Source organism: Pseudomonas sp. SJZ077, assembly GCF_007993905.1.
Lineage (GTDB): Bacteria > Pseudomonadota > Gammaproteobacteria > Pseudomonadales > Pseudomonadaceae > Aquipseudomonas > Aquipseudomonas mandelii.
Window position 1 is genome coordinate 123,516 of record NZ_VIUJ01000007.1, and the last position, 22,264, is coordinate 145,779.

Sequence of the window (22,264 nt, forward strand, 5' to 3'; positions counted from 1 at the left end):
TGACCGCCACCGCCACGGTAAACGTGCGCAACGGGGTGGATGCTTCGCCCTCGCCATACAGCGCCAGCGCCTTGAGACTGTAAGCCTTGACGGTCAATGCATTCACGACCTGAGTCCAGATGCCCGAACCATTGGTGGTAGGTTCTCCCAATGAAGTGGTGCCATCGAGCAAGCGGACTTTCTGGTTGGGGCTGGCCGTGCCAGTGACGGTTACTGATCGGTCAAAGGTGATGCCGCCCTGGGGGACCGGGCCTTTGGAGTCGGTGACTGTGTCCAGTGTCGGTGCAATCCATGCTGCGACCAGCAAATTCAACGTAATCGAATAACTCCACAACCCCGTAGCCGCATGCTTCACCGTGTAACGTACCTTGACGTACTTGCCGATGTTGGCCGCGACGAACTCCTCCGCCACTCTGAACGTCACGGGTTTTCCGGCGGTCACGGTGGTGATCGGCACCCAGTTGGTTGTGCTGCCAAAAGGACCGTTGCCGCTCCAGTGACAGGTCAGAATGTCGCCCGGGAGCGTGCCGAGGTAGTTGACCCTGACATTCACGTTATGGAAAACCTTCGAGGGGTCGAGCACATCCGGTGGGTCGGCTTCCAGCACCACGGGCACCGGCAGTGTGGTGCGCAATTGTTCGACCTTGAGCAGCAAGCGTTCCGATTCACTGATGCCATACAGCGCTACGGCGTCGTTGGTGATGCGGTAGGACAGGTCCAGCGAACCCTTGTCCAGCACGACAATGTGCTGACTGTCGATGTGGAAGGTCACTAGCTTGTCGGCGGCCTCTCCGGCGCTGACAGTGTGTGGCTCTTCGTGCAAATACGACTGACCGTTGGCTTGGGTGCCCAGCCAGATCAGGTTGAGGGAATCGCCGCTGGCCATGCCGGGATAGCTGACACGCACCGTTGCATATTCGTTGTCGGGTTCAAGCGTGCCGCCCACCGCTTGCTCAACGATGGGCGCCGGGATGATTGCCACATCCCCAACGACATCGGCGAATGCGCGCTTGGACGACAGGGGCGGCGAGTTATCCAGTTTGGTCAACACATACGAGGCGTCGGCCGACCCCATGGCGATTGCGCGGACCTCGGCGTAGGGCACCTTGAATTCGAGGTGGTGCGGGATGTTGTCCACGGTTCGCGATTGCGTATGGATCAACGGCTTGCCGACAGCAGGCGTGCCGATCCAGGTCAGCGTCACCGTATCGCCGATTGCAAAATCGTCGCCAGCAATCTTGACCAGAACGGTGACGTCTTCGTTGTTCAGATCCTTGAGGGTGATGACCCCGTTCACGGCTTCATTGATGATCGGTGATTCCAGGCGCCAGGCACCGGCATCGACCAGAACCGTCGTGCTTATGGAGTGCTTCTCGGCCCAGTTCCACACCGGGTCGTGCGGAAAGTAGCGAACCGGCAACGCCGCGCTGTCACCGCCGGCGAGAATGGCGTCCTGATCCACCGTGATGATGATGGGGGTTTCGCGATTGGCCTGATCGGGGGTGACGGTATGAGGGATTCGAACGCTGCCCCAGTGCAGATTCACCACGTCGTAAGGGAAAATTCCAAGGTAGAAGGGGATCGTGACAGGGACACCGCTGGCGGCCCACTCCGCATCGATACCATTGTCAATGACGTCTTGGGGGAGTTGAGGTTTATGCAGTTCGGAATGGCCTGGCAGATGAGGTTCCTTGTCGCGCCCCCCCGGCCTGTCGAGCTTCACCAGCACCCGCAACCCAGCTGACGGGTCGTCCGGCACTGTTTCGTCCTTGCGCGTGAGCACGTAGTAAACCGTTTCCACCCAACCGGGAACCATGGGGGCGACGGGCAGGAAAAAGAACAGGAAATCACCGTCGACTTCTTCTGGCTGGAGTTCCTTGTGGAAGATCTTGTCACCGTCCCAATACACATCAATCTGATCGCCCGCCAGCACTGGAGGGCTGTATTTATTGATAGCGCACAACACCCCCTCCGGATGGCTCTCCACCACACTGATGTTGATACCCGCGTCACCGTCGACAATCGGCTCGACCGCGCCGGCAATCATCAATGGCCGGTGCTGCAGCGGGGCGACGACCAACCTTGAAGGGCGAAACAGGAATAAACCAGAAGCGGCCATCAAAAACTCCTTGGCGAAGGTACGCCACTGTGGGGGAGGGGACATTGACGGGTAGATTGGGCACGATGAAAGGCGCGCTGACTACTGTCAGAACTAACAGGTGGGCGGGGGTTTTCGACAAACGGTAGGCGAAAAAAAACGGCCTGGGTAGGCCGTTTCTTGTTCCATGCACCTCCGTGATCGACCCAGACCCAATGTGGGAGCGGGCCTGCTCGCGAAAAACGATGACACGGTATGACTGGCCAGTGATGACTTCGGATCAAGGTTATCCAGCATCCGATTCACCGCCAGCTCGCCCAGCATCACCACTGGCTCAATCCCCAGTTCAGTGTTGCAATGCGTAGTCAATCGATCCGTCCCTTAAACACTCACCCCACGCGAAACTGCACTTACCTGATAGGAAACCTGACCGACCAACTGGTCTTGCACTGCACTGCTGTTGCCTCCTTTTACCGGGTTACCCCAGGTTACAACGCGACCATCGGAGGTCAGGGCGGCGAACGCCTCGTCGCTGGCGTATAGGGCTTGTACATTGATCAGTTGGTCCTCAACCGCTGACGTATCCCCCCCCATATCCGGCTGACCCCAAGCTACGACGGTACCATTCTTACGCAAGGCTGCGAACGCACTCTGCGTGCCGGCCACCTGCACAATGTCGTTCAGCAGCGCGATGTCGGCAGGCACCACGCCGCCCCTTTGCGGGTGTCCCCACGCCACTACATGGCCGTTGGCACGACGAGCTGCGAATGCTGATGCTGTCGAGCTCACGTCGACAATATCCGTCAATCCCGCGAACTCTGGGCTGATAGTGCCACCACTTGATGGTTCGCCCCAAGCCACCCATTGGCCTGTAGCGCGCTTCGCTATAAACGCCAGAGCATTACAACGCAGCTCGATGATATCGTTCAATGAAGCAATCGGTGCTGGCAGATTTCCACCAAACTCGGCCCTGCCCCAAGCGACGAGACGGCCGTTGGCGCGAAGGGCCGCAAAGGCATACTGGGCACCGAGGATCATGTTGATATCGGTGAGCAGGGCAATGTCCGTCGGCAGGTTTCCCCCCCGACTGGGATCCCCCCAAGCCACCACCTGCCCGGTGGCCCGTTGCGCGGCAAATGCGTTGCTACTGACAACGATCCGTACAATGTCCCTGAGTGCCGCGATTGCAGTAGGCACAGTGCCGCCCCCATTGTCATACCCCCAGGCAACCACCTGACTCGCATTCTTTAGACCGGCAAACGCCGCTGAGTTACCAACAACCCGAACAAAGTCCGAAGGCACAACACTGCCCATGTTCCCACCACCATACGGTCTCCCCCACACCACCACCGCGCCATGGGTTCGGCGGGCAGCGTAAGCGGAGTAAGTGCTACTGACTTCAACGATGTCTTTCAGGGGGATAATGGCCGGAGGAATCTTCCCACCGTAATCAGCGTTGCCCCAAGCGATCACGTCACCCCCGTCACGATGCGCGACGAAGCAGTGTCCGTTGCCGATAATATTTGCCGGATTGAGGGTGATCTGTTTGTCGGAGGAACGAACCTGTAAAGATTCCTGTGGCGTTGTATCAGTCCAGGTGGCGGCAGTTGTCCACTCAATGTCTGTGGCATATTTCCACTGCGCCTCTATGGGTTGCTCGGTCGTGGCATCGAACGCGCTCAATACACGAGAAGCGCCGGTATGCCCAAACGTATGGCAATTGAAGCGCGCCCCCATGACTTTCAGGTTGCCTGAGCCAATCGCCTGGCCAACCCCAAATTCCAGCACATTCGAATAACTCGTCTCGTTCGTCGCCGCCCGCCAGATCCGGTAACTCACCGTCACCTTCTTGCCGCGATTCGGCTCGATGTGTTCGGCGACAAACGTGGCGCTGAGGGTGAAATTCACATCCTTGTCCTTGGACAGCCCGTTGAGGGTGACGGAGTCTTCCGTGGTACCCGTGACTTCACCCGTCCAGGTGTAGGTCACGATGTCACCGGATTGGGTCGGTTTGACGGTCGGCCTTGGCGCGGTCAGTTTGCCGATGCCGCCGGGCAGGTCCCCGGGCTCCAGCGCTCCGTCCTGTTCACCGAGGACGATGGGTTTGACCAGTTCGAGTTGCGGCTCGCCCACCTGCAGCAGCGCCGCATGCAGCGATTCGCGGCGGATGACTTCACCGTTCGGGCCTTCGCGGAGCAGGTAGTACGACAGCTCCAGCGTGCCGCCTTCCAGGGTTTTCAGGTGCCTGCCGTCCACCGCGATGAAGAAATCTTGCTGGGCTTCGATCTCTTCCCAGGTTGGAAAATACCAATCCAGCTCAGGGGTGTAGCTGCCGGTATCCGGGCGGGTGCCGGCCCAGATGAGGTCGATGGCCATGCCCTGCTGCATGATCGGATCGAACGGAATCCGCACGCGAGGGTGAGGCAGGTCCGGATCAATCGCGCCGTTTTGTTCATCTTCGGCCTTGGGCGCGGCCAGGTGTTTCGGTTCGCCGATGAAGGTGACGAATTGCCCCTTGGACGGCAAGGGCTCGGCCACGCCGGGGCGCTCCACCTGGTAGGAAAAAGTCACCTGGGTTTTGGCCAGTTGACGCACGTCGGCATTGGACAGTTTGAATTCATAGGTATGCGGCAGGTTGTTGACCGTCTGGGCCGGCGTGTTGACTTCCACGGCCTCGTTGTCCACGGTGGTGCCGCGCATCTTCAGGATGATGCGGTCCTCCAGCTTGAACGCCGGCCCTTTGGCCCAGACCTGAGCCGTGATGTTTTTGTCCTCCAGCGCATCAAGGTCAAGGATGTTGTTCGTCGCCTCCTTGACGATCGGCGCATCAAGCAGATCGACGCCGGTCATGACCACCAGCCGCGTGGCCTTGCACCAGTCTTCCGAAAAATTGTGCACCACATCGCGCACGCGGAAGGTGACCGCCAGCCCGGAGATGTCGGTGTCGCCCGCGGCCAGGATGGTGGCTTCGTCGACGTGGATCACGATCGGGTGAGTGGCCGGGTCGCTGATCTGCTCGGCAGTCAGCGGCGCGGATTCCACGAGCACACCGCCCCAGCTCAGCACCATGACATCGCCCACCGCCGCATCCGGATAAGGCTCGCCGGTCCCGGACTCGGCCCGAATGATGATGTCCACCCCGGCCGCGGCAATCTCCTTGTCGACGATGTCCTCGACGATGGCCGGATCGATGAACAGGTACAGGTTCGAGTGGCTGCCTTCTTCCGGGTTAAGGTCCTGGCCCGCAGGGATCTCCAGCTTGGCGTAGAGCTTGAGTGCCGGCGTAAACGTCTCGGCGCCCTGATTGAAACGGGTCACCCGGTACGCCAGCGTGTGCGCCCCGGTCAGCCAATGCCTGGGCTCGACCCACAAGGTCACTCGCTGACCGACTTCGGCGTCGTCGGTGATGATGTGCTGATTGACCACCTGGTCGTCGAACTGCAGCTCGACCTTGTCGCCTTTGCCCATGCTTGACCAAGCCGGGACGTAGACTTTGAGCCCGTTGATGGGGAAGTTGTCCAGGGCCGCGGCGCGGTTGATTGCCCAGACGTCAGTGGAAGAGTCCAGTAGACGGGCACCGGGGATTTCTGGTTCACGCAGCAGCATGGAAACAAGGTGACGGACGGGTTGCACGAGCATGGGGAGACTCCTGTCGAGGGGGGATGTGCGACGGAGTCATTTAAGGTGTTAGACCGTGCGGTTGGCTACTGTCAGAAATAACAGGGTAAGTCCCTGTTTCCGATAAGCGGTAATGCATTAGCAGGATTGGTGTTCACCGGCCTACATCGGCTCCGGCGGCCCGATCAACCGTCCCATGACCCCGAACAACCCCAACGCCCGAATCACCTCCAGCTCGCCTTTGGTCTCGACCATCTCCGCAATCAACGGCAAATCAATGCTGTTGGTCGCCCGGTAGATCGCATCAATAAACAGCCGCTTGTCACTCTGCTCATCGATGTGGCGGATGTACGCCCCATCGATTTTCAAGTACGCCAATCCAAGCTGCGTCAGGTTGCCGATCTGGCTGAAACTGCCGCCAAAGTGCTGCAAGCCGATGCGATAACCGGTGTCGAGCAGGCTGTGGCTCAGGCGTTGCAGTTCATCGGGGGGCGGCAGTTGGCGTTCGTCGATTTCCAGGGTCAGCAGAGGTGCCAGATCGGGCAGTGACTCGAGCATGTCGATGATTTGTCGCAGTTGCGCCGGGTCGCGCAAGGTGCTGCCGGAGAGGCTCAACGCCAAGGGCCAGCGGTTGACGATGAGGTAGTCGAGGGTGGCTTCGAGCATCGCCAGGTCGAACCGCGCGGTCCAGCCGAGACGCTCGATCCACGGCAGGAAATGCCCGGCGGCGATGGCCTCGCCTTGCGGCTCGAGCAGGCGCGCGAGGACTTTGTGGTGCAGCACCTGGCTGGTGTCGGCGCATTGCACCACGGGTTGGAAATACAGCTGCATTTTGCCCTCGGTGAGGGCGTCGTCGATCCAGGTGCGCCAGTCGTGTTGGGTGTGGTTCGTCGCGGTATCGGAGCGGGCCAGATGCACCCACGGCCGTTCGGGATGTTGCTGGGCCTGGGCCAGTGCTTGATCGAGGCGCAGCAGGACGTCGCTGGCCGGTTCGCCGGGCTGATAAGCGACCACGCCCAAATGCGCCACGGGCATGCAATCGCTGGCACCGGTCAGGCGCAGATTTTCCAGGGTGGCGCTGATTTCCGAGGCGAGTCGGGCGGCTTCGGTACTGTCCAGGCCGGGGGTCAGCAGGCTGAACTCACCACCACGATTGCGCGCCGCCAGCCAGGTACGGCGTTCAGGCAGCTGCGTCAGACGCTTGAGCAATTCGCCGACGGCGCTGATCAGCCCGTCGGTGCGCAGTCCGCCCAGGCGCTGGTTGAGGCCGATCAGGTCGTTGATCCGCAGCATCAGTAAATGGCCGTCACTGCTTTGCTCGGAAACCAATAAATGGTCGGCCAGTTGTTCATCCAGCAAGCGTCGATTGGCCAGGCCGGTGAGGCTGTCCTGATAAGACTCGGCGCGCAGTTTTTCGCTGCGCGTGGCTTCTTCGGAAAACAGCGCCTTGAGCTTTTCGACCATCTGATTCATGGCCAGCACCACACGCCTCAGTTCAGGTGTGCGTGGCAATTTGGGCAGGCTGAGGAACTCGCGTTTGCTGATGGCTTCGGCCTGCCTGACCATTTTGTCGAGCGGGCGCAATTGCCGGCGTAACAACCATCCACCGAATACGGCGCTGAGCAATCCGCAGACCAACAGCCAGATCAGGCTGCCGAGGGTGCTGTCCCAGAGTTTGGCCAGGGCGAACTGCGGATTGCTCAGCACTTCGACCCGCGCCACCTGTTCCCAACCGCGCATGACCAGGGCATCGCCACCTTCCGGGCGCAGGTTGACCAGGCTCACAAACCAGCCGGGCACGCCTTCGATCTGCGCCGGTGCGCTGCGCTCCACCAGCACTTGTCCATCGACGATATTGACGACGCGGATGCTGCGGAAATAGCCGCTGTCGAAAATCGAGCTGACCATCAATTCGGTCATCGCCGGGTCGTCGATCTGCGCGGTCAACGATAAACCCAAGGCGGTGGCAGCGTCCTGGGCGTGGGAGCGCAACTGGCCGAGCATCTGTTCACGGGAGCTTTCCAGGCTGACAAAAAAACTGCCACTGAAGGCCACCAGCAAGAACAGGCAAATGGCGAGAAACAACTGTTTGCGCAGCGACATAAAACGCTCCTTGCGATGGCGGCTAGCCTTCGCCCACGGCGAACCCTTCGGCTTGCATCTTTTTCAACACGTCTTGCCAACGCGACAACTTCTTCGAGTCGCTGCTGCGTTTGCCGCCATTGGCCCCCGGCAAGTACAGGCCTTCGGCATTGAAGGCGTACACCGGCAACAGGTCTTTGCGTTGGGAGGCGGGGCGGATCTCGCCGATCAGGTTGTCGAGCACCAGCGGCTCGGCCGTGGGGCTGCTGTAGAAGGTCAGCACCATGTGCGCCTGGTTTTGGGACAGTGCCTTGACGTAGGTAATGCGCAGTTTCTCGCTGGGAATCCCGAGTTGGCGCAGGCTGAAATATTTCGCCAGGGCGTAGTCTTCGCAGTCGGCGGCGCCCTTGATCAAGGATTCTTCCGGCGTGGCCCAGTAATCGGTCTGGCGCCAGATGCGCGTGTCGTCCTGAAAATTCAGCTGTTGATTGAAGAAGCGATTGACCGCGTCCAGTTGTTCGCGCTCGGGTTGGTTGAGTTCGCTTTTGAGCATTTGACTCCAGGCCTCGATTCTTCCTTGGGCGGGGCCGAGCGGACCGTAGCGCTTTTCGGCGATTTGCAGGATCTGCGTAAAGTTCCAGTTGGCCCACACGCTGCCGAGCCCGGTCAGCAGAAAACTGGCCAGCAGCAGCCATCCGCCGAGCCGAAGTCGGAGCGTTGACCTTCCTGGACTACGCCATCGACGGGACATGTCTGGCTGCTCGGGTGCAGATGACTGAAGTCTAGGCGGTGTTCTTTAAAAGACAGGACTAATCGTCGGGTCGGCAGATGGACCCTGTGGCGAGGGCGCTTGCTCCCGTTCGGCTGCGAAGCAGTCGCCAAACCAATCAATGAGGTCTGTCAGGAGAATTGGGGGGAGGTTCTGGGGATGCTTCGCAACCCAGCGGGAGCAAGCTCCCTTGCCACAGAAGCTCAGGGCTTTTGCAGGGTTTTCTGTTTGAGGATGTAGATCGTCACCAGCACCGCGCTGGTCAGCATGGCCCCTCGCGCCCACGGCAGGGGAACCAGGTAGCAGGAGAACAGGATGCTCACCCACATCAGGCCGATGGCGTAGACCTTGCCCTTGAGCGGGATGCCGTTGCCGTCAAGGTAGTCGCGAATCCACGGGCCAAGCCGTGGATGCCCCACCAGCCATTGATAGAAACGTGGCGAACTGCGGGCGAAACAGGCGGCCGCCAGCAGCAGGAAGGGCGTGGTGGGCAACACCGGCAGGAAAATCCCGATCACCCCCAGCGCTACGCTCAGCCAGCCGATGGCTAGCAGCACGTAACGCAACATCAGGGAGCGGTTGCCTATGGGGTTGTCCATAGGCAAAACCTTAGTGGTGACGTGGCTTGAGGATCGCCGGTTTTTCGTCTGGCGCCTGGCACAGCAGGTACAGCGCGGTCAGGGCTTCCGGGATCTGCACGATCATGTCGTCCATCAGATTGGCGTCTTTGGCGATGTCTTCGAACTCAGGCTGTTCGTCGAACAGACCCGAACCGACCATGATCGGAAGCAGCATTTCGCTGACTTCGTCTTCGGCGGTTTCGAACCAGGCCGCTTCGCGCAGGAACACGCCTTCCATGAAACCGATGCACCAGCCGCGCAGGTCGGAATCGTCCGGCTCTTCGCCCAGGTCCAGGTCGCAAGGCAGCTCGAACTCTTCATCGGAGGCCAGTTGGCGCGCGATGTGAGCCTTGAGGGCCAGCAGGGTGGATTCGATCGCTTCACGCTCGGTGTCGTCAGCGTAATGCGGCTCTTCGGCGAAGAGGGCGTCGATCCATTCACGATCCGGAACCTCTTCGGAACAGATCGACAGCGCAGTGAGGTAGCCGTGGGCGGCCACGTAGTCCAGCGCCTCGTCGTGCAGTTCGTCGGCGTCGAGGAAGACTTGCAAACGGGTTAGTTGCTCAGCGAAGGACATTAAAGGGCTACCTTGGGGAATTAACAGATGCGGGAATTCTAGGCCTTCTTGAGCGCTCAGGCCAGCCGCGCGGGATATTTGCAACGCTGGGACCTCACAAACACCGCAATCCCTGTGGGAGCGAGCCTGCTCGCGATGAGGTCGGTACATCCAATACATTTATCGCCTGACATGCCGCCATCGCGAGCAGGCTCGCTCCCACAGGTTGTGCGGTGTTTGTCCTTATGTGTCTTCTCAGCGGTGCCCTTTGCAAGGGAGGCCTCGGGTATACTCGCGCGTTTTGTGATGCCCTGCTGGCGTCGCGGCTGAAATGTGAAGCGTCATGCAATGCGCACTTACGATTTGTCAGTGCAGCCTGCGTGGTTCTGAACCAGCCTTGCAGGGATGTTTCGGTGATTTTTGGAGTTTTTATGCTCGAACAGGCTCAACGCGTCCTCAAGGACATCTTCGGCTACGACAGTTTCCGTGGCCGCCAGGGTGCAATCATTGAGCGCGTGGCCAGTGGCGGTGACGCCTTGGTGCTGATGCCTACCGGTGGCGGCAAATCCTTGTGCTTCCAGGTGCCGGCGCTGCTGCGCGAAGGCCTGGCCGTGGTGGTATCGCCGTTGATCGCACTGATGGACGATCAGGTCGCGACCCTCGAAGAGCTCGGCGTCGCCGCCGCTGCATTGAACTCCACCCTGAGCGCCGAGCAGCAGCGTGATCTCGCCGCGCGGATCAAGCGCGGCGAAGTGAAGATGCTGTACCTGGCGCCCGAGCGTCTGGTCCAGCCACGCATGCTGGCTTTCCTGCAAAGCCTTGAAATCGCCCTGTTCGCCATCGACGAAGCACACTGCGTGTCCCAATGGGGTCATGACTTCCGTCGCGAATACCTGCAACTGGGCCAGTTGGCGGAGCTGTTCCCCAACGTCCCGCGTATTGCCCTGACGGCCACGGCCGACAAGCGCACCCGCGAAGAAATCGTCGACCGTTTGCATCTGCAGAACGCCGAGCGCTTTCTCTCGAGCTTCGACCGTCCGAACATTTTCTACCGCATCGTACCCAAGGAGCAGCCGCGCAAGCAGTTGCTGGCGTTCCTTGCCGAGCGCCGCAGCGATGCCGGTATTGTCTATTGCCTGTCGCGCAAGAAAGTCGACGAAGTCGCAGTGTTCCTCAGCGAGCAAGGTTTTCCGGCGCTGCCGTACCACGCCGGTTTGCCCAACGACACCCGGGCCCATCACCAGAAGCGTTTCCTCAACGAAGAAGGGCTGATCATGGTCGCCACCGTGGCGTTCGGCATGGGCATCGACAAGCCCAACGTGCGCTTTGTCGCCCACCTCGATTTGCCGAAGTCCCTTGAGGCGTACTACCAGGAAACCGGTCGCGGCGGCCGTGATGGTCTGCCGGCGGATGCCTGGATGGCTTACGGCCTGCAAGATGTGGTGATGCTCAAGCAGATGCTGCAAAACTCCGAAGGCGATGAGCGCCACAAGCGTCTGGAGCAACACAAGCTCGACGCCATGCTCTCGCTCTGCGAAGAAACCCGCTGCCGTCGGCAAACCTTGCTGGCCTACTTCGACGAAGACATGCCCGAGCCGTGCGGCCATTGCGACAACTGCGTCGATGGCGTGCAGACTTGGGACGCCACCGAGCCGGCCCGTCAGGCGCTCTCGGCAATCTACCGCACCGGCCAGCGTTATGGCGTCGGGCATCTGGTGGACGTGCTGCTGGGCAAGGACAACGAAAAGATCCGCAGCTTCGGCCATCAACACCTGTCGGTGTATGGCGTTGGCAAGGCCATGGGCGAGAGCGAATGGCGCTCCCTGTTCCGCCAGCTGGTGGCCCGTGGCCTGGCAGACATTGACCTCGAAGGCTACGGCGGCCTGCGCCTGAGCGACACCTGCCGGCCGCTGCTCAAGGGCGAAGTGACCCTGGAACTGCGCCGCGACCTCAAGCCGCAGACCACCGCCAAAAGCAGCAAGAGCCAGGCGAGTCAGCTGGTTCGTGGCGAAGAACGCGAACAGTGGGAAGCCTTGCGTGCCTTGCGTCGCAAGCTCGCCGAGGAACATGGCGTGCCGCCTTATGTCATCTTCCCCGACTCGACACTGTTGGAAATGCTCCGCAGCCAGCCAACCTCTCTGGCGGAAATGGCCACGGTCAGCGGCGTCGGCGCACGCAAGCTCGAGCGTTACGGCGAAGCCTTCCTCGAAGTGCTGGGCGGTCAGGTCGAGGCACCGAAAGTCGTTGCCGACGTGCGCCACGAGTTGATCACCCTCGCTCGCGCAGGCATGACGCCGCTGCAGATCGCCGGCCAACTGCAATGCTCGGAAAAGAATGTCTACACCATGCTTGCCGAGGCCATCGGCAAGCAGCAGTTGTCGCTGGAACAAGCGCTGGACCTGCCCGAAGAATTGATGGGCGAAGTTCAGGATGCCTTCCTCGATGGCGAGGGCGAGTTGCCGCCAGTGTCGGAGATTGCCGCGCTGTTCGCCGGGCGAGTGCCGGAAGGTGTCTTGTACTGCGTTCGGGCGGCGCTGCAATCCGAATTCGAGGTTTAAATGACCTGTTACAGTGATGTAACGATTCACTACAGACCAGACCTTGCCTCAAGCCAACGGTCATGCTTAGCTGACTAATAATTAGTTTTTCTCTTTTCAGTCTAATCATGAGTTTTTTATGCCGTTAACCGATCAACACCGTTTTGGCATGCAACTGGCCCAGATGTCGCGCGGCTGGCGTGCCGAACTGGATCGCCGTCTGGCTGGCCTGGGTCTGTCCCAGGCGCGCTGGCTGGTGCTGCTGCACCTGGCGCGCTTCGAAGAAGCACCGACCCAGCGTGAACTGGCGCAAAGCGTCGGCGTTGAAGGGCCGACCCTGGCCCGGTTGCTCGACAGCCTGGAAACCCAGGGTCTGGTCCAGCGCCAATCCGTGCTGGAAGACCGCCGGGCGAAAAAAATAGTCCTCTGTGCTCCGGCCCGTCCTCTGATCGAACAAATTGAAACCATTGCCACTCAACTGCGCCGCGAACTGTTCGACGGCGTCGATGAGGCGGATTTGAAGGTGTGCATGCGGGTCCACGGGCACATTCTGGCCAACCTGGAAAAATCTTGAGGCATAACCACGCGCCAGCTTTTTGAGATACCCCGTTGGGCAGACTATAAAGAACTACTAGGCAATATCGTGTTCGTACCGGATGTGCGAACGCGTACAGGTTGGTTCTGGTTATCTAAGGGATGCTCATGCTCGAGAGTTGGCACGTTGTATTGAAGTGTTGCGCCAGGCTGCTTCTGGTCGGTGGTGCTGTCACTTACTCGGCATTGGCCCCTGCGCTGGGATTGGGCGACATTACCCTTCATTCCGCGTTGAATCAGCCGTTGCGCGCTGACATTGCCCTGGTCGATGTCGGCGGGCTGGAGGAGGGCGAACTCTCGATCAGCCTGGCGACAGCGGAGGAATTCACCCGCGCCGGCGTCGATCGGGTGTTCTTCCTCAACGACCTGAAGTTCACGCCGGTCCTGCGGGGCAATCGCAGCCTGATCCGGGTGACCTCCAACAAACCGGTCAATGAACCTTTCCTGAATTTCCTGGTGCAGCTCAATCAGCCCAATGGGCGCTTGCTGCGCGAGTACACGGTGCTGATCGATCCGCCGGGTTCACCGGGGATCGTGCCGGCAGAAGACGAACCTGCCGCCAGCCCACAGAACTCTCCATTCCCGAGCGTCAAACCGGCCACTGCGCCGGCACCGGCGGCGAAGAAGTCCGCACCGGCGCCGGCCGTCGTGCAACCTGCCACCGATCCTGCCGCCGAACAACTGGCCGCCAGCGTGTTGCAAAACCAGCAGCTGCAAAAAACCATCGATGAGTTGAATGCAAAGCTTCAGGCTCAGGATGAACAGATCGCCGGTCAGAAGAAACAGGTGAGCGAACTGCAAACCCGGCTGTCGGAGGTCAATCAGGCGCCGCCGGTGACTCCGGTAGCGGTGGCACCTGCCCCCGTCGTTGTTGAAGAGCCCGAGGCCAGCCATTGGCCGCTGATTATCGGCTTGCTGGCGCTGATCGCGCTGGTATTGCTGGGGCTGTTTGTTCGACGTCAACGCCAGCAGGTTCAGGCGTTACCCGAGCCTTCGCCCGTTTTGCCCGTTTCACCCTTGAAACAGGAGCCGGGGCTTGAGCGTGCGGCGCACCCGTCGGTGCAACAGCCCATGCTGAAACCCGCTCCGGATCATCGTGAAGAGGCGCCGACAGGCGATGTGCTCGAAGGGGTCGGCATCTACCTGGCGTATGGCCGTTTTTCCGAAGCCGCAGGGTTGTTGCGAGAAGCATTGGTCAAGGAACCGCAGCGCACGGATCTGGGCGTGCAACTGCTGGAAATCCTCGGCAAACAGGGGGATGTTCCCGCCTATGACGCACAGGAAAAAAACCTGCGTGACGGCGGGCTCGACGAAAAAAAGCTTGAGGACATCCGCGCCCGCCACCCGAAACTGAGCAATGCGGCACCAGCGGCAGCCGTGGCAGTCATCACTTCCGCGCAAGCGGCACCTGCCGACGAGTTCCAGTTGAATCTGGATGACCTGTCCATGGATTCCAGCTGGGACCTGATCAGCCCTTTCGACAACGCTAAACCTTCAGGCGAATCACCCAAGGCCGTAGAGCCGGCGTTCACCTCGAATCTGCACGTGTTGCCCGAGGTATTCGAGATGCCTGAAGAGCCGACGCTGGATGAGCCAGAGCTTGAGTGGGTCGCCGAACCGGACTCACAGGCGCTGAGCGACGATTTTCTCGACGAGTTCAGCGATCCCGGTCAGTCCTTGGAGCTTGACTCCCTGACCTTGGAGCCTGTCGAGCCGACCAATGCCGGTAAACTGGAACAAGCCCAGACCTGCATCGATGATGGCGACCTGGACAGCGCCATCGAACTGCTCAACGAGCTGCTCAAGGAGGGCGATGAGCCGCTCAAGCAAACCGCCCGGAGCCTGTTGGCCGGGATCCGCTGAGCCACTACTATAGCGGCGCCCTCTGGCTCAGGAGTCTTGTCCGTCATGACCACGCATAAACCGGAAATCATCATCACCTACTGCACGCAATGCCAATGGCTGTTGCGTGCGGCCTGGCTGGCCCAGGAGCTGCTGAGCACCTTCGGCGACGACTTGGGCAAAGTGTCGCTGGTGCCCGGCACTGGTGGGGTTTTCCATATTTTTTGTGACGAGGTGCAGCTCTGGGAGCGCAAGGCCGACGGTGGTTTCCCGGAAGCCAAGGTGCTAAAGCAGCGGGTCCGCGATCAGATCGACCCGGACCGCGACCTCGGCCACAACGACCGCACTCAGTGAGATGGGGCTTCGGCTGCCACGGTCTTTTTGCTTGAACCGGACAGTCTGCTGGAGACCACAATCGCGACGATGATCAAGGCGCCACCAAGCAGCATGCGCAACGTCGGGTTTTCATCGAACAACAACCAGGCCACGGTGATGCCGTACACCGGTTCCAGTGCGAACACCACGGCGGCGGTGCGCGCCTTGATCACCGCCAGGCTGGCGACGAACAGACTGTGAGCGACGCCGGTGCAGAACACCCCGAGCAAACCGATCCACAGCCAGTCGATGGCGCGGACGTCGCTCAACTGCGGCGCCGCCACCGGCAGAAGGCACAGCGCGACCACCACGTTCTGACACAGCGCGGCCTGCACCGGCGGGATTCTGCCGGAGCTGGCGCGGTTGGTCAGCGACAGCAGGGCGAACAGCAAGCCTGAACCGATCGCCCAGAGCAGGCCCGTGGTGGCGCCACTTGCCAGATCGAAGTCCGGCGTCACCAGCACCAGCCCGACACTCACCAGTACCACCAACAGAATTTCATTGGCGCGGATCCGCTCCCGGAATATGACCCCTTCGAGGATCACGGTAAACGCCGGGAAGCTGGCGAAACCCAGGGTCGCTATCGCCACTCCGGCGACTTTAACCGCAATGAAAAAACTCACCCAATGCCCGGCCAGCAGCAAGCCACTGAGAAGCAGACGGCGCCAGTCCTGCGCTTCGAGTGTGTACCAGCGCGTCCTGCTGGCAAACCGCGCGAACACCGCCAGGGCGAGTACCGCAAATGCCGCGCGACCAAACACGATGACCGCGGGCGAGGCAGCAGCGAGTTTGCCGAACACACCGGTCAGGCCGAACATCAATGCGCCGATATGCAGGGCGCCAAGGGCGGTACGGGGAGTCATTGCGATCCTTAACAACAAGACAAACAGAGGGGGACATTGAACCGCGCCATACTCGTTGAGTCTGTCGGCAGACTATCGACTTTTGTCGCCAGCCTCGCGCCGCAGTTCGCCCGGAGTCTTACTAAACTCGCGCAACACCGCTGCGGCAAAGGCACTCTGCGAACTGTAACCGACCCGACTGGCAATCTCGCCGATGGGCAATGGCGAATCGCGCAGCAGTCTTACCGCACTATGCAGCCGCCGGCTGCGGATGTAATCCATCGGCGTCTGCCCGCACTCAGCGACAAACCGAGCATGCAATCGGGCACTGGACAGCCCGGCAACGCGCGCCAGGTCGGCGACCTGCAATGGATACGCCGCGTACTGATCGATATGCGCATTCAACGCCGCATATGGCAGACGGCGACCGCCCACGATTTCAGGCTTGGCGTTATTGAGGCTGGCCAATAACAGCACCGCGCCTTGCTGGGCAATCAACGGGTCACTGACCTGGCTGCCCGCCAGCCAACTCACCAATTGGCTTTGCCCGGCATCCAGCGGCAGGCGCCCAGCGTTGTCGAGCAAACGGCGGCTGGCGTCGGCGTGATCGCCAAGGGACTGCGAAACCCATTGGTCACTCGGTATATCCAGCACCAGGCAGCGGCTGCCATTGCTGCTGCCGCAGGCGTGATGAAAGCCCGACGGCACCACCACGAAACTCTGCTGAACCACTTGGCTACCATGCCCGTCGACCTCGAAGTCCAGCGCACCCGACAACCCGAACACCAGTTGTGCGTGGTCGTGGCTGTGGACGATCAGGTCCTTGGTGTATTGGCGCAGCGTGAGGATCGGTCTCATCGCAGGTCTCCCGGTCAAGATGCGGCCAGTCTACACCGGCCGGGCGTTGTCACAGGATTGACTCGCAGCTGTCATGGGCCATTAACCCGAACCGCGCAAGCTTGCCAAAACTTGTCCTGAGGGTTGCCAATGACCAGCGCCGAGCTCGCCAAACCCAGCCGTAAGCAACGTGTGCGGACCTTGTGGATTTCCGACGTGCATCTGGGCACCCGGGACTGCCAGGCCGAACACCTGTCGCAGTTTCTCAAGGGCTACCACGCGGACAAGATCTACCTGGTCGGCGACATCATCGATGGCTGGAAACTGCGCGGCGGCATGTACTGGCCTCAGGCGCACACCAACGTGATTCGCCGCCTGCTGACCATGAGTAAGCGCGGCACCGAGGTGATCTATGTCACCGGCAATCACGACGAATTCCTGCGCCGCTATTCGAAGCTGATCCTGGGCAACATCCAACTGGTGGACGAAGCGGTGCATGTGACCGCCGATGGCCGCCATCTGCTGGTGATCCACGGCGACCAGTTTGACGTGATTACCCGGTATCACCGCTGGCTGGCCTTTCTCGGCGACTCGGCCTACGAATTCACCCTGACCCTCAACCGTTGGCTGAATCACTGGCGCGCGCGTTATGGCTACGGCTACTGGTCGCTGTCGGCCTACCTCAAACACAAGGTGAAAACGGCAGTCAGTTTTATCAGCGACTTTGAAGAAGCCATCGCCCACGAGTGCGTCAAACGCGAGTTGCATGGAGTGGTGTGCGGGCACATTCACCATGCCGAGATTCGCAAGGTCGGCGGGGTGGATTACCTCAATTGCGGGGATTGGGTGGAGTCGTGCACGGCGTTGATCGAGCATTGGGACGGGTCGATCGAGTTGTACCGGTTGGCGGATGCCCAGGCGCGGGAGGCCGAATTGAAAGCCTTGAAGATCGCAGAGCCGGCATAAAAGTCAGCGTGCCTGGTCTGGCCCCATCGCGAACAGGCACGCGCCCACAATTTTGACCGTATTGACCTGAACGGACTCTGACACCTGTGGGAGCGAGCCTGCTCGCGATGGACCGCGCAGCAGTCCCCCCGGATCTGTCAGGCTGGCGAATATGCTTCCATCGCCGCCTTGTAGATCGAATGCTTCGGTTGCGCAAACAAGCGCTCCATCATTGGCTCAAAGAAGCTCAGCGGTAACGTCTCGTAAGCCGGATCAAACGCCGCCGCGTCATATTTGGCGCAGAACTCGATGGTCGCCTGATACTGCGGATGCCCGCTGAATTGTTCGCGCAGATGCCGATCCATTCCCAGGTGATGGAAGAAGTAATACCCCTGGAATATCCCGTGCTTCTCCACCATCCACAGGTTTTCGGCACTGACGAACGGCTTGAGGATCGCCGCGGCGATGTCCGGATGGTTGTAGGAACCGAGCGTGTCGCCGATGTCGTGAAGCAGCGCGCAGACCACGTATTCTTCATCCCGGCCATCGCGCCAGGCACGGCTGGCGGTCTGCAGGGAATGGGTCAGCCGATCCACCGGGAAGCCGCCAAAATCACCCTCCAGCAATTTCAGGTGCGCCACAATCCGTGACGGCAACTGCCTGGCGTAGGCACTGAAGTCGGCGGCGATGATCGCCCAGTCTTCCTGCGTGCCATCCTGCATGTGGGTGAATCGTGCATTGGCGTTCATCAGCTATCCTCTTGTTCTAATCGAAAGGGATGTCTTGAGTGTAGGACTTGGATCCAACATCGCACTGGCTGCGCAGGACGCTTTGATGGCCAGTGGAGCCTAGAAGGGCACGCGACCCAGAATCATGTCGCGGTACATGACAAAGTCGCCGAGCAGGCTATAAAGAGGATGCTGAAACGTGGCGGGACGGTTCTTCTCGAAAAAGAAATGCCCGACCCAGGCGAAGCTGTAACCCGCCAGCGGCAAGGCGAGCAACATCAACCAGGCACCTTTGCCGATGGTCAGCGCCAGAATGAAGATGACCAGGCTGGTGCCGATAAAATGCAATCGTCGACAGGTGCTGTTGCTGTGTTCACTGAGGTAGTACGGGTAAAACTCAGCGAAACTGTTGAAACGTTTGACGTTTTCCACGACTGCGATCTCTGTGGTTGTTGTTCTGATTGCAAGTTGTTCTGCGGGTAGCTTATTTGAGTCTAGAGTGATCATTGGCATCAGCCAGTGACAATGGGCGCCACTTTAGTATCCTTCGAAAACTTGCCGCGGTAGACGGCTCACAAAACAGTAAGAAAACGCCATGAGCGAACGAACGACTTCTGCAAGCTGGGCGATGGGGATTGTCAAAGCACTGGAGATGGACGGCCTGGATTGCCGGGTTCTGTTCAAGCAGCTGGGGCTCGACTACGCGTCTCTGGATGATCCGGATGCGCGCTTCCCGCAAGACTCCATGACACGCCTGTGGCAGCGCGCGGTCGAGCTGTCCGGCAACCCGGCGATTGGCCTGAACATGGGCAAGGTGGTGCGACCGGCGTCCTTCCATGTGGCTGGCTACGCACTGATGTCCAGTCAGACCCTGGCCGAAGGCTTTCAGCGGCTGGTGCGTTATCAGCGGATCATCGCCGAAAGTGCCGACCTGAGCTTCCGACTGCTGGATGAAGGTTATGCGCTGATTCTGACGGTGCATGGCGATCACTTGCCGCCGACCCGACAGAGCGCCGAAGCGTCGCTGGCCTGCGCGCTGGCGCTGTGTGGCTGGTTGACCGGGCGCACGTTGCAACCGCGCAAGGTGTTGATTCAGGGCGATCAGCCTGTCGATCTCGAACCCTATAAACAAGCGTTCCATGCGCCGTTGGTGTTCAACGCGCCCTATGACGCCTTGATCTTCGAACGCGCCGACATGGAGGCGCCGCTGCCGACGGCCAACGAGGCGATGGCGCTGTTGCACGACCGGTTTGCCGGCGAGTACCTGGCGCGGTTTTCCGAGAGCCGCGTGACCCACAAGGCGCGCCAGGTGCTGTGCCGTTTGCTGCCCCAGGGCGAACCCAAGCGCGATACGGTGGCGCAGACGCTGCACCTGTCGCAACGCACCTTGCAACGCCGTTTGCAGGAAGAAGGCACGAGTTTTCAAACCTTGCTCGACGACACGCGACGTGAACTGGCCGAGCAGTACCTGGCGCAACCCACCATGACCCTGCTGGAAATTGCCTACCTGTTGGGGTTTGCCGATCCGAGCAACTTCTTCCGCGCCTTTCGACGCTGGTTCGACGCCACGCCCGGCGAATACCGGGCGCGGCTGATGGAAACGCCGGCGCTGGTCAGTGCCGCCAGAACGCAGGAATACACAGAACAAACACCGTAATGATCTCCAGTCGGCCCAGCAGCATGCCGAACGAGAGAATCCACTTGGCAGCGTCCGGCAAGGTGGCGAAGTTGCCCGCCGGGCCAATGGTCTCGCCCAGGCCAGGACCGACACCGGACACGGTGCTGGCGGCGCCGGTCAGGGCGGTCATCCAGTCGACGCCGAGCAGCGACAGCAGCAAGGCAATCACGCAGATGGTGATGGCGAAGAAGAACGAGAAGGTCAGGATCGAACGCACGATCTCTTCGTCGAGACGATGGCCGTTGTACTTCTGCTTGATCACCGCGCGCGGATGAATCAATTGGTTAAGGTTGGCCTTGAGCAGGATGTAGGCGACCTGGAAACGGAAAATCTTGATCCCGCCAGCCGTCGAGCCTGAGCAACCGCCGACAAACCCCAGATAGAAGAACAGCATCAGCGAGAAGTTGCCCCAGAGGCTGTAGTCCCCCAGTGCAAATCCTGTCGTGGTGACGATCGAAGTCACGTTCAGCGCTACATGTCGCAACGCTTCAAGCCAATGCAGCTGGGTGGTCCACCAGTACCAGGTGCCGAGCACCAGCCAGGTCACCAGCAACATGCCGAGCAAGCCTTGCACCTGCTGATCCTTGATCAACGCTCGACGGTTACCGCGCAAGGTCGCCACGTACAGGGTGAATGGCAGGCTGCCGAGAATCATGATGACAATCGCCACCCAGTGCACCGCCGGTTGTGTCCACTTGGCCAGGGACTGGTCGGACGTTGAGAAACCTCCGGTGGAAATCGCTGACATCGCGTGGTTGATCGCATCGAACGGGCTCATTCCGGCCCACCAGAACGCCAGGCTGCCGAGAATAGTGATGCCCACATAAGCCGCGACGATCAAACGCGCCACCATGTGCGAACGGGGCATGACCTTTTCGGAACGGTCCGACGACTCGGTCTGGAACAGCCGCATGCCACCGATGCGCAGCAGCGGCAGAATGGCCACTGCCATGCCGATAAAGCCGATCCCGCCGATCCAGTGCAACAACGAGCGCCACATCAGGATGCCGGGGGACATGTCGTCGAGGTGGTTGAGTACGGTTGAGCCGGTGGCCGTGATGCCGGACATGCTTTCGAAGAACGAGTCGGTGTAGCTGATGTGCTGGGTCAGCAAGAACGGCAGCGCGGCAAAGACGCAGACCACCAGCCAGCTGCTGACGGTCAGCAAGTACATGTCTCGCGGGCGCAAGTGTATGTGTTCGGGCCGGCCGGGGATGACCAGGGCCAAACCCGCGACGAAGGTAATCATGCTCGCCCAGAGGAACGACGGCAGATCGCTCGTGCGCTCGAAAATCACCAGGGTGGCCATGGGCACGACCATGGCGATGGCCAGCGTGATCAGGAAGATGCCGATGATGAAACCAATAATCCGTAAGGTCGGCAACGCCATGAAGTCCGCTCGGGCTGAAGAAGGGAAGGCCGCTATTCTACCTGCGAGGCAGGGCATGTAAACCGGCATCCCCGCGCCAGATACCGCTAGAATAGCCGCACATATTTTTCAGGAGGTGGCCGATGCAGGCTCTCGACGCTTTGCTCAACCGTGTTTCCGTTCCACGACTGCTCGAACCGGCACCCACCGCAGAACAGCGCGAAGTGCTGTTTTCTGCCGCGATGCGTGCGCCGGACCACGGCCACCTGCAGCCTTGGCGCTTCCTGACAGTCGAAGGTGCGGCGCGCGAGCAAATGGGCGAGTTGCTGGCCGAAGCGGCGAAGCTGCAAGACAGCGAAGTGTCCGAGGCGGCGCTGGACAAGGCACGTAACGGTCCGTTGCGCGCACCGCTGGTGGTTGTGGTGATCGCGCGGTTGCAGGACCACGTCAAATACCCGAAATCCGAGCAATTGCTGGCGGCAGGATGTGCCGCTCACGGGATTCTGCTGGCCGCTTACGCGCAAGGCATTGGCGCGGTGTGGCGCACAGGGGATCTGGCCTATTCGGCGCATGTGGCCAAGGGGCTGGGGTTGGCGGAAGGAGAACAGGTGATCGCCTTCCTGTACCTGGGCACACCGCAGAAAGAACCGCGCGTGGCCGAGAAGGTTGACCTGGCCGAGTTCGTCAGCGCCTGGCCCGGTCAGTAAGGATCGTTCCTACGCTCTGCGTGTGAACGATCAGTGCCTCGATAGTGTGTTCGGCATAGGACCTGTA

General features: G+C 60.4%; 18 protein-coding genes. 7 read left to right on the forward strand and 11 right to left on the reverse strand.

Annotated elements, in window-relative coordinates:
- The 6 genes from FBY01_RS13035 to FBY01_RS13070 form a co-directional block, all read right to left on the reverse strand.
- Positions 1-2,119, reverse strand: a 2,119-nt coding sequence (locus tag FBY01_RS13035) for an Ig-like domain-containing protein (protein WP_178114268.1), incomplete at its 3' end; no start/stop codon positions are given.
- A 360-nt stretch (positions 2,120-2,479) separates the two neighbouring features.
- Positions 2,480-5,737, reverse strand: coding sequence for a hypothetical protein (locus tag FBY01_RS13045; RefSeq protein WP_145308066.1), 3,258 nt, complete (start codon positions 5,735-5,737; stop codon positions 2,480-2,482).
- A 141-nt stretch (positions 5,738-5,878) separates the two neighbouring features.
- Positions 5,879-7,819, reverse strand: coding sequence for a cyclic di-GMP receptor LapD (gene lapD, locus FBY01_RS13050; RefSeq protein ID WP_010461980.1), 1,941 nt, complete (start codon positions 7,817-7,819; stop codon positions 5,879-5,881).
- 22 nt (positions 7,820-7,841) lie between these two features.
- Positions 7,842-8,549 (reverse strand): cysteine protease LapG, encoded by a 708-nt coding sequence (gene lapG / locus FBY01_RS13055; protein WP_010461977.1) that lies wholly within the window; start codon positions 8,547-8,549, stop codon positions 7,842-7,844.
- A 221-nt stretch (positions 8,550-8,770) separates the two neighbouring features.
- Positions 8,771-9,166, reverse strand: coding sequence for a YbaN family protein (locus FBY01_RS13065; protein WP_042932301.1), 396 nt, complete (start codon positions 9,164-9,166; stop codon positions 8,771-8,773).
- Positions 9,167-9,176: 10 nt separating this feature from the next.
- Positions 9,177-9,764 carry a YecA family protein gene (locus FBY01_RS13070; RefSeq protein WP_010461974.1) on the reverse strand — a complete coding sequence of 196 codons (588 nt, stop codon included), beginning with the start codon at positions 9,762-9,764 and terminating at the stop codon, positions 9,177-9,179.
- Between the two features lie 410 nt (positions 9,765-10,174).
- On the opposite strand from FBY01_RS13070, the gene recQ reads away from it, so the two are divergent.
- The 4 genes from recQ to FBY01_RS13090 all read left to right on the forward strand — a co-directional run bounded on the left by recQ (position 10,175) and on the right by FBY01_RS13090 (position 15,070).
- A complete protein-coding gene (recQ, locus tag FBY01_RS13075; RefSeq protein ID WP_010461973.1) occupies positions 10,175-12,301 on the forward strand; it encodes a DNA helicase RecQ in 2,127 nt (708 codons plus the stop codon).
- A 118-nt stretch (positions 12,302-12,419) separates the two neighbouring features.
- On the forward strand, positions 12,420-12,854 hold the full coding sequence (locus FBY01_RS13080) for a MarR family transcriptional regulator (RefSeq protein WP_010461972.1): 435 nt from the start codon (positions 12,420-12,422) through the stop codon (positions 12,852-12,854).
- Between the two features lie 128 nt (positions 12,855-12,982).
- Positions 12,983-14,737 (forward strand): FimV/HubP family polar landmark protein, encoded by a 1,755-nt coding sequence (locus FBY01_RS13085; protein ID WP_145308064.1) that lies wholly within the window; start codon positions 12,983-12,985, stop codon positions 14,735-14,737.
- A 45-nt stretch (positions 14,738-14,782) separates the two neighbouring features.
- Positions 14,783-15,070 carry a SelT/SelW/SelH family protein gene (locus FBY01_RS13090; RefSeq protein ID WP_010461968.1) on the forward strand — a complete coding sequence of 96 codons (288 nt, stop codon included), beginning with the start codon at positions 14,783-14,785 and terminating at the stop codon, positions 15,068-15,070.
- Here the strand turns inward: FBY01_RS13090 and FBY01_RS13095 are convergent.
- Positions 15,064-15,954, reverse strand: a complete 891-nt coding sequence (locus tag FBY01_RS13095; protein WP_145308062.1) for a DMT family transporter — start codon at positions 15,952-15,954, stop codon at positions 15,064-15,066. The genes FBY01_RS13090 and FBY01_RS13095 overlap by 7 nt on opposite strands.
- 72 nt (positions 15,955-16,026) lie before the next feature.
- Positions 16,027-16,791 carry an AraC family transcriptional regulator gene (locus FBY01_RS13100; protein ID WP_077748023.1) on the reverse strand — a complete coding sequence of 255 codons (765 nt, stop codon included), beginning with the start codon at positions 16,789-16,791 and terminating at the stop codon, positions 16,027-16,029.
- Between the two features lie 129 nt (positions 16,792-16,920).
- On the opposite strand from FBY01_RS13100, the gene FBY01_RS13105 reads away from it, so the two are divergent.
- The gene (locus tag FBY01_RS13105) at positions 16,921-17,736 is read left to right on the forward strand and encodes a UDP-2,3-diacylglucosamine diphosphatase (RefSeq protein ID WP_010461962.1); all 816 of its coding nucleotides are present in this window, start codon (positions 16,921-16,923) and stop codon (positions 17,734-17,736) included.
- Between the two features lie 137 nt (positions 17,737-17,873).
- On the opposite strand, the gene FBY01_RS13110 is transcribed toward FBY01_RS13105, so the two are convergent.
- Complete coding sequence (locus FBY01_RS13110) at positions 17,874-18,464, reverse strand: HD domain-containing protein (RefSeq protein ID WP_077748022.1); 591 nt, start codon at positions 18,462-18,464, stop codon at positions 17,874-17,876.
- Positions 18,465-18,563: 99 nt separating this feature from the next.
- The gene (locus FBY01_RS13115) at positions 18,564-18,875 is read right to left on the reverse strand and encodes a DUF962 domain-containing protein (protein WP_010461958.1); all 312 of its coding nucleotides are present in this window, start codon (positions 18,873-18,875) and stop codon (positions 18,564-18,566) included.
- 163 nt (positions 18,876-19,038) lie between these two features.
- On the opposite strand from FBY01_RS13115, the gene FBY01_RS13120 reads away from it, so the two are divergent.
- Positions 19,039-20,100 (forward strand): AraC family transcriptional regulator, encoded by a 1,062-nt coding sequence (locus FBY01_RS13120; RefSeq protein WP_200667930.1) that lies wholly within the window; start codon positions 19,039-19,041, stop codon positions 20,098-20,100.
- Here the strand turns inward: FBY01_RS13120 and FBY01_RS13125 are convergent.
- A complete protein-coding gene (locus FBY01_RS13125; protein ID WP_010461954.1) occupies positions 20,057-21,511 on the reverse strand; it encodes a TrkH family potassium uptake protein in 1,455 nt (484 codons plus the stop codon). The two genes, FBY01_RS13120 and FBY01_RS13125, sit on opposite strands and share 44 nt — an antisense overlap.
- 122 nt (positions 21,512-21,633) lie before the next feature.
- Here FBY01_RS13125 and FBY01_RS13130 point away from each other — a divergent pair, with 122 nt between their 5' ends.
- A complete protein-coding gene (locus FBY01_RS13130; RefSeq protein WP_010461952.1) occupies positions 21,634-22,197 on the forward strand; it encodes an NAD(P)H nitroreductase in 564 nt (187 codons plus the stop codon).
- Positions 22,198-22,264: the final 67 nt, after the last annotated feature.

Coding starts and splice junctions, on each gene's coding strand:
- FBY01_RS13045 (WP_145308066.1), bottom strand. CDS start 5,737: ATGCTCGTGCAACCCGTCCGTCACCTTGTTTCCATGCTGCTGCGTGAA.
- lapD (WP_010461980.1), bottom strand. CDS start 7,819: ATGTCGCTGCGCAAACAGTTGTTTCTCGCCATTTGCCTGTTCTTGCTG.
- lapG (WP_010461977.1), bottom strand. CDS start 8,549: ATGTCCCGTCGATGGCGTAGTCCAGGAAGGTCAACGCTCCGACTTCGG.
- FBY01_RS13065 (WP_042932301.1), bottom strand. CDS start 9,166: ATGGACAACCCCATAGGCAACCGCTCCCTGATGTTGCGTTACGTGCTG.
- FBY01_RS13070 (WP_010461974.1), bottom strand. CDS start 9,764: ATGTCCTTCGCTGAGCAACTAACCCGTTTGCAAGTCTTCCTCGACGCC.
- recQ (WP_010461973.1), top strand. CDS start 10,175: ATGCTCGAACAGGCTCAACGCGTCCTCAAGGACATCTTCGGCTACGAC.
- FBY01_RS13080 (WP_010461972.1), top strand. CDS start 12,420: ATGCCGTTAACCGATCAACACCGTTTTGGCATGCAACTGGCCCAGATG.
- FBY01_RS13085 (WP_145308064.1), top strand. CDS start 12,983: ATGCTCGAGAGTTGGCACGTTGTATTGAAGTGTTGCGCCAGGCTGCTT.
- FBY01_RS13090 (WP_010461968.1), top strand. CDS start 14,783: ATGACCACGCATAAACCGGAAATCATCATCACCTACTGCACGCAATGC.
- FBY01_RS13095 (WP_145308062.1), bottom strand. CDS start 15,954: ATGACTCCCCGTACCGCCCTTGGCGCCCTGCATATCGGCGCATTGATG.
- FBY01_RS13100 (WP_077748023.1), bottom strand. CDS start 16,791: ATGAGACCGATCCTCACGCTGCGCCAATACACCAAGGACCTGATCGTC.
- FBY01_RS13105 (WP_010461962.1), top strand. CDS start 16,921: ATGACCAGCGCCGAGCTCGCCAAACCCAGCCGTAAGCAACGTGTGCGG.
- FBY01_RS13110 (WP_077748022.1), bottom strand. CDS start 18,464: ATGAACGCCAATGCACGATTCACCCACATGCAGGATGGCACGCAGGAA.
- FBY01_RS13120 (WP_200667930.1), top strand. CDS start 19,039: ATGAGCGAACGAACGACTTCTGCAAGCTGGGCGATGGGGATTGTCAAA.
- FBY01_RS13125 (WP_010461954.1), bottom strand. CDS start 21,511: ATGGCGTTGCCGACCTTACGGATTATTGGTTTCATCATCGGCATCTTC.
- FBY01_RS13130 (WP_010461952.1), top strand. CDS start 21,634: ATGCAGGCTCTCGACGCTTTGCTCAACCGTGTTTCCGTTCCACGACTG.